The organism is Rhodococcus sp. A14, assembly GCF_011603105.1.
GTDB classification, from domain to species: Bacteria; Actinomycetota; Actinomycetes; order Mycobacteriales; family Mycobacteriaceae; genus Rhodococcus_F; species Rhodococcus_F opacus.
On record NZ_JAAOQS010000044.1, the window covers coordinates 60,157 to 66,413 of the forward strand.

Here is a 6,257-nt window from a genome sequence, read left to right on the forward strand (position 1 = left end):
ATCAATGAATGATCGATTCATGAGTTCAAGTCATGAATATCCAGCGCATGAATACCGGCCATACTGATGCGCATGAGCATCAATCTCGGGATTTCTCACCTGAGGAGCATCGTCGCCATCGCCGACTACGCGAGCTTCACCTCGGCGGCCCACGCACTCGACGTATCTCAGTCCTCGCTGAGCCGCTCGGTCGCCGAGGCCGAGCGCCGACTCGACGTCACGCTGTTCGAACGCACCACGCGCCGCGTCGAGCTGACCACGCACGGGCACGAGATCATCGAGCACGCCCGGCGGATGCTCCACGACTTCGACGACGGGCTCACACAGATCGAACGATTCGTCACCGGTGACCGCGGAATCGTGACGGTGGCATGCCTGCCCTCGCTCGCGGCCACGTTCCTTCCCCCGTACGTGGTGAGCTTCCGCGAGCAGCACCCCGACGTGCGCCTCCAGATACGGGACGGACTGCGGCAGGAGGTTCTCGACGCCGTGTACTCGGGCACGGTCGACCTCGCCCTGGTCACCACCTCGGGGATTCTGCCCGGCCTGCAACAGGACGTTCTGACGAGCGACTCCTTCTATTGCGCCGTCGCGCCGACGCATCCGTTCGCCGATCGGCCGGTACTCCGGTGGTCGGATCTCGCCGGACAGCCGTTCATCGCGTTCGGACCCGAGAGCAGCATCGCGGCGCCCGTCCGCCGGGCCGTCGAGGACGCCCGCATCGAACTCGGACCCGTCATGCAGGCGCAGAACATCGGCGCGGTAGCGGGATTGGCGGCGGCCGGGCTCGGTGTCACCGCGGTGCCCGAACTCGTGCTTCCCATGATCTCGTTCGCCGGTCTCGTCCACATACCGCTGCAGCCGACGGTCGAACGCACCATTTCACTCGTCCAGGTCGCCGGCCGACCCCAGACGGCGAGCACCCGCGGTTTCGTGAACATGCTTCTCGCCGACCGAACTCCTGATCGAGGAGCCGATTCCGGCTAGAGTTCCGGCATGTCACGTTCTGCCGCAGATCATCATCGACTGAACTACGTGGAGTTGTCGGTCACGGACCTCGCGGACGCGGAAGCGTTCTACCGCTCGGCATTCGGCTGGGAGTTCAACTCCTACGGCCCGCAGTACGCGGGCATCGTCGGTGCGGACGGAGAGGAGGTCGGCGGCCTGCTGCAGGTGCCGGAACGGAAGCCGGCAGGCGGGCCGCTGGTGCTGCTGTACTCGGTGGATCTCGACGCGTCGGTGGATGCGGTGTGGGCGGCCGGCGGCACCGTCGTCAACGGCCCGTACGACTTTCCCGGCGGGCGCCGCTTCTACTTCACCGATCCGAGTGGCAACGAACTCGGTGTCTGGTCGTCGGCCTAGTATCCGGCAGATCTCTGTCGTCTCGAAGTCGGTTTCCCTACCGCATGGCCGACGGCCGTGCTGAGAGCAGGTGTCGCTAATGGCATGTCGTATCAGTGAGCTCGTGCTCGGCTGCCGCGACCCTGAGGTGCTGGCGCGGTTCTGGTGCGAGGTCCTCGACTTCGTCGTGCTCGATCGCGAGGACGACGGCTCGGTGGAGATCGGACCGCGTGAAGGGTTCGGCGGTCCGCAGCCGACGATCATCCTCAGCCGCAGGGATGAGCCGGAGAAGGGGAAATCCCGGCTGCACATCGACGTCAACGCCACCGACCGCGATCAGGACGCCGAGCTCGACCGCCTTCTGAAGCTCGGTGCGCGCCCGGCCGACATCGGCCAGACAGGGCAGGAGCAGTGGCACGTCCTGGCCGACCCCGAAGGCAATGAGTTCTGCCTGCTCAGGGCCCGCTTGGGCCCACTCTGATGCTCATCGGTCGCAATCTCGACACATTCGCAGGCTCCTGACCTCAGTCGTGGTGTGCGACAGGGCCGGTGGTCGCGCGGCGAACGAGGTGCGGCGCGAGCACGAGGTCGACCGCCTTGTCGCCGGCGATCTGAGCCAGCGCTCCGTCGACGGCGGCTTCGGCCATGTGTGTGGCGTCCTGCGAGATCGTCGTCATCTGCACGTGCGGAATCCGCGCCAGGCGGGAGTCGTCGTAGCCCACGACGGAGATGTCCGCGGGCACGTCCCGGCCGCGGCGGACCAGTAGGTCGAGCACGCCGGTGGCGCATCGGTCGTTGAAGGCGACGACGGCGGTCGGGGGAGTGGGCAGTTCCAGAAGTTTGTGCATGCCTTCTGCGCCTTCGGTTTCCGTCGTGCCGCCCGCCACGACCGTTGCCGAAGCCGACAGTCCGTGCCGGTGCATCGCGGCCAGGAAACCGGCCCGCCGGTCGGCACCACCGGGCGCGTCGGCGCCGTCGATGTGGGCGATGTTCCGGTGCCCGAGTTCGGTGAGATGGTCGACGGCCAGGGTGATTCCGGCGACGTCGTCGCCCCGCACGGCACCGACTCCGGGCAGGCCGCTTGCGCGCGCCACGACGAGGGTGGGCACGCGATCGGCCAGGGCGCCGAGCGCATCGGTGTCGAACCGGGTGCCGAGGAGGATCGCGGCCTCGCAGCGCTCCCGCATGAGCGCCTGGACGGCGACCTTCTCGGCACGGCTCGGGGCGACCGCGCTGAGCATCACGTCGTATCCCCGGCGGGTGGCCGCGGCGTAGATCTGTTCGACGAGGTCGCCGTGGAACGGCTGCTGCAGTTCGAAGACGACGCCGAGCAGCCGGGAACTGGCCTGGCGTAACTTCTGTGCGCGCCGATCCGGCACGTAGCCCATCTCGTCGGCGATGTCGAGCACGCGCCTGCGAGTGGCCTCGCTGGCGCCGGGAACGCCGCGCATCACGATCGAGACGAGCGCTGTGGAGACTCCTGCTGCGCGCGCGACGTCGCCCATTGTCGGACGAGCGCCACCGGTCGATCCCGCCACCGGTTCGACCACGTGCACGGCTCCTGTCTTCCGGGCCCCGTGCCGTTTCGCTCGAAGCTGCTCTTGACCAATGATCGCACGAGTTCTACGGTCTAGAACTAGAACGTACTAGTTCGCCTCGACCTCCCCTTCCACTGCACTGGAGCGCACCCATGTCACTCACCGAAGCCGCAACCGTCCACTCGACGGCGCCCGCTTCCCACCCGGTACGCATCGCGTTGATCGGTGCCGGGCGCATCGGCTCGAATCACGCGGAGATCGTGGCCCGTCTGGTTCCCGGGGCGTCGCTCGTCGCGGTCAGCGACCCGGTCGGCGAGTCCGCGCAGCGTCTCGCCACGGCGTTGGGGGCGCCGCTCGCCACCACGACCGTCGACGACGTCCTCACCAGCGACGAGGTCGATGCGGTGCTGATCACCGCCCCCGCGCGGAGTCATACGGACCTGGTCGTCGCGGCCGCGGCCGCCGGCAAGCACGTGTTCGTCGAGAAGCCGATGGCAGTGACCCTCGCCGACGCCGACCGCGCCATCGCGGCGGCCGCCGACGCCGGCATCGTCCTGCAGGTCGGGTTCAATCGCCGATTCGCTCCCGGATTCGCCGCCGCGCGCGCCGCGATCGACGCGCAGAAGGTCGGAACCCCGCAGTTGCTACGTTCGCTGACCCGCGATCCCGGGCCGTACACCGCTGATCCGGCACGCGTTCCGCAGTGGACGATCTTCCTCGAAACGCTCATTCACGACTTCGATACGCTCTGCTTCCTCAACCCCGGCGCACGCCCTGTGCGGGTGCACGCGGTCGCCGACGCCCTGGTGCGACCGGACGCCAAGGGCGCGGGCCACCTCGACACCGCAGTGGTGACCGTCCAATTCGACAACGGTGCCATCGCCACGGCGGAGGCGAGCTTCAGCGCGCTGTACGGATACGACGTGCGCGGCGAGGTATTCGGCTCCGGCGGCATGGTCACCGCTGGCAGTGGGCTCAGCACCGACATGACCTATTACGGCCCCGACGGGCTGCACGCCGACACCGCGCGCCGCGACACCGACCTCCTGCACTCCGCGTACGTGGGGGAACTGACCGCCTTCGTCGACGCGATCCGCACCCACACACCGGCCGTCGTCACAGGCCAGGACGCCCGCACCGCGCTGTCGATCGCACTCGCCGCCATCCGCAGCGTCGAGACCGGCTCCGCCGTCGACCTGGACGGGTGACACCGATGGCCACGTACACGCTCGCCGCCAGCGCCGAAATGCTCTACCTCGACCTGCCGTTCCTGGACCGCGTGCACAGCATCGCCGAACGCGGACTCCAGGTCGAGATCTGGGACTGGTCCACCAAGGACATCGACGCTCTCGCCGCCGTCGGCGCCGAATTCTCCTCGATGACGGGCTATCTGGAGGGCAACCTCACCGAACCCGACGGCATCGAGGCCCTGCTCACCACGGCGCAGCAGTCCCTCGACGTCGCGAAACGGCTCGACTGCCCGCGGTTGAACCTGCACGGAACCGGACTCGACAACCGGGGCCTGCCCGTCCGGCCGGTCGAAACGGTCACGCCCGCAATGTGGCTCACCGCCGCCGACACTCTGCGGAAGGTCGCCGAACTCGGTGAACAGGCGGGGCGGGTGTTCACGCTCGAGAACCTCAACCTCGCCGTCGATCATCCCGGTACCCCGTTCGCGACCGCGGCCGACACTCTCGCTCTCGTCCAGGCCGTCGACAGCCCACACCTACGCATGAATCTCGATCTCTATCACGCCCAGATCGGCGAGGGGAACCTCATCGAACTCGTCCGAAAGGCGCTGCCCTACATAGGGGAGATCCAGGTCGCCGACGTCCCCGGACGCTGCGAACCCGGAACCGGCGAAATCCACTACCCGGCTGTCGCCGCCGCCCTCCGCGACATCGGCTACACCGGCGTCGTGGGACTCGAAGGGTGGGCGAAGAACGATCCGGACGACGCGCTCGACGCGTTCGAGGCGGCCTTCGCGCACCCTTAGCGAAATCCCGAGGCTAGCTACCCGTCTGTCACGCGGGGGTCATCGTCGGCGTTCGCGCGCCGATCGGTCGCTGCTCGATCCCGTGGCCGGACAGGCGTCCGGTGTGGTGGGCCTCGATCATCCGCTGCTCCGCGCGCTGAGACCCGCGCAACGGCAGGGAGGACGCGGCCGCGGTGTCGAGGAGCGCGCGCAACGCCGGTTGCTCGGCGGCCAGCGCTTTCCGCGTCGAATTCACAGGAGTGCCGTCCTCGACCGCCTGGTCGAGGCGGGCCGCGAGGTGATTGCTCCACCGGTGCTGAAGTGAGAGCAGGATGTTGTCGGCCGAGCCGAAAAGCTCGATTGCGCCGGGTACTTCGTCGAACCGCAACGCCAGTGCGGGGTCGGCGTGCGCCCGCGCCAGTATCTCTTCCAGCACCGCCCGGCGTGCACGGAAATCGTTCCACGACATCTCGGCCACCTCCGTAGTTCCGTTGATGACGGCAACGCTACGGATTCGCGGCAGCGGTTTCGCCGTGCCACGGTCGCGTTCTCGTCTCCTACCGTGGGCGGAGGGTGTCTCCGCTCCGGAGAGGACGCGCTGCGGGTGGGTCTTCGCCTACGCTGGTCGTGTGCAGGTGACGGCATTTTTTCGTCGACGCGTGGCGGAGAGTGAGTACGACTACCCGCTCGCTGTGCCGGTGTTCGCGCACATCGCCGTCGTTGCCATCGCCGGTGCGGCTGTCGCGCAACGCAACGGCTTCGTGCCGCCGGGGTGGGTCCTGCTGTGTGGCCTGGTCGCCGCGGTGACCCCCGTTGCGGGAGACATGATCAGACCGGGGGTAGTGCTTCCGCGTCCGTTCCTGGCGGTCGTCGTCATCGCCGGGGAGCGGTACCCGGTGGTGACGCGTGGCTCGTTCCGGGATCGACGGTGTACGTCCGGGTCGGCGAGAACGGGCACGGCGGCGGGTCGGACGCTCTGACGCAGGTCGAGGGCGGCGGGGGCAGCGGCGGCACCACCGACTGGCGCCGCAACACCACTCCGCCGAACGTCAACGGCGGTGACGGGGGAGGCTTTTCGGCCGTCGTCCTCGATACCGGAAGGTCGAGCATGCTGGTTCCGCATCGAATCGAACTGCCGCTGGTCATCGCGGCCGGAGGAGGCGGCGGCGCGTCGACCGCGAGCGGGATGGTGTCGCCCGGCGGCGATGCGGGAGCGCCGGGAGGCGGTGCGCGCGGCGGGGCGACACCGTCGGGCTACGGCTCGTTCGCGCAGGGCGGCGGACAGGGAGTGTTCGGATCCGACGGGTCGAGCCCGGCGGGGCTTGCCTGTGGTCCCGGATACGGCGGCAGCGCAGGAAGTTCCGGGGCGACGCTCCCGGCGGCCGTCGGTGACGGGATCGGGG

At 68.6% G+C, this 6,257-nt stretch carries 7 protein-coding genes and 2 pseudogenes; 7 read left to right on the forward strand and 2 right to left on the reverse strand.

Annotation, left to right across the window (positions count from 1 at the left end; genetic code table 11):
- Window positions 1–66: 66 nt before the first annotated feature.
- The 3 genes from G9373_RS22705 to G9373_RS22715 all read left to right on the forward strand — a co-directional run bounded on the left by G9373_RS22705 (window position 67) and on the right by G9373_RS22715 (window position 1,822).
- Window positions 67–987, forward strand: a complete 921-nt coding sequence (locus G9373_RS22705; protein WP_005258441.1) for a LysR family transcriptional regulator — start codon at window positions 67–69, stop codon at window positions 985–987.
- A gap of 9 nt (window positions 988–996) precedes the next feature.
- Complete coding sequence (locus G9373_RS22710) at window positions 997–1,362, forward strand: VOC family protein (protein WP_120659594.1); 366 nt, start codon at window positions 997–999, stop codon at window positions 1,360–1,362.
- Window positions 1,363–1,441: 79 nt separating this feature from the next.
- Entirely contained in the window at window positions 1,442–1,822 is a 381-nt protein-coding gene (locus G9373_RS22715; RefSeq protein ID WP_005258437.1) for a VOC family protein, read from the forward strand.
- Between the two features lie 43 nt (window positions 1,823–1,865).
- On the opposite strand, the gene G9373_RS22720 is transcribed toward G9373_RS22715, so the two are convergent.
- Complete coding sequence (locus tag G9373_RS22720) at window positions 1,866–2,891, reverse strand: LacI family DNA-binding transcriptional regulator (protein WP_037204354.1); 1,026 nt, start codon at window positions 2,889–2,891, stop codon at window positions 1,866–1,868.
- Between the two features lie 140 nt (window positions 2,892–3,031).
- Between G9373_RS22720 and G9373_RS22725 the strand changes: the two genes are divergently transcribed.
- Window positions 3,032–4,087, forward strand: coding sequence for a Gfo/Idh/MocA family oxidoreductase (locus G9373_RS22725; RefSeq protein ID WP_005258433.1), 1,056 nt, complete (start codon window positions 3,032–3,034; stop codon window positions 4,085–4,087).
- A gap of 5 nt (window positions 4,088–4,092) precedes the next feature.
- Complete coding sequence (locus tag G9373_RS22730; RefSeq protein WP_005258431.1) at window positions 4,093–4,875, forward strand: TIM barrel protein; 783 nt, start codon at window positions 4,093–4,095, stop codon at window positions 4,873–4,875.
- 28 nt (window positions 4,876–4,903) lie between these two features.
- Here the strand turns inward: G9373_RS22730 and G9373_RS22735 are convergent, their stop codons facing one another.
- Complete coding sequence (locus tag G9373_RS22735; RefSeq protein ID WP_005258429.1) at window positions 4,904–5,332, reverse strand: hypothetical protein; 429 nt, start codon at window positions 5,330–5,332, stop codon at window positions 4,904–4,906.
- A gap of 16 nt (window positions 5,333–5,348) precedes the next feature.
- Here G9373_RS22735 and G9373_RS48245 point away from each other — a divergent pair.
- A pseudogene (locus G9373_RS48245) lies at window positions 5,349–5,735 on the forward strand (two-component sensor histidine kinase); the annotation flags it as partial.
- Between the two features lie 47 nt (window positions 5,736–5,782).
- Window positions 5,783–6,257 (forward strand): annotated as a pseudogene (locus G9373_RS22745) (hypothetical protein); the annotation flags it as partial.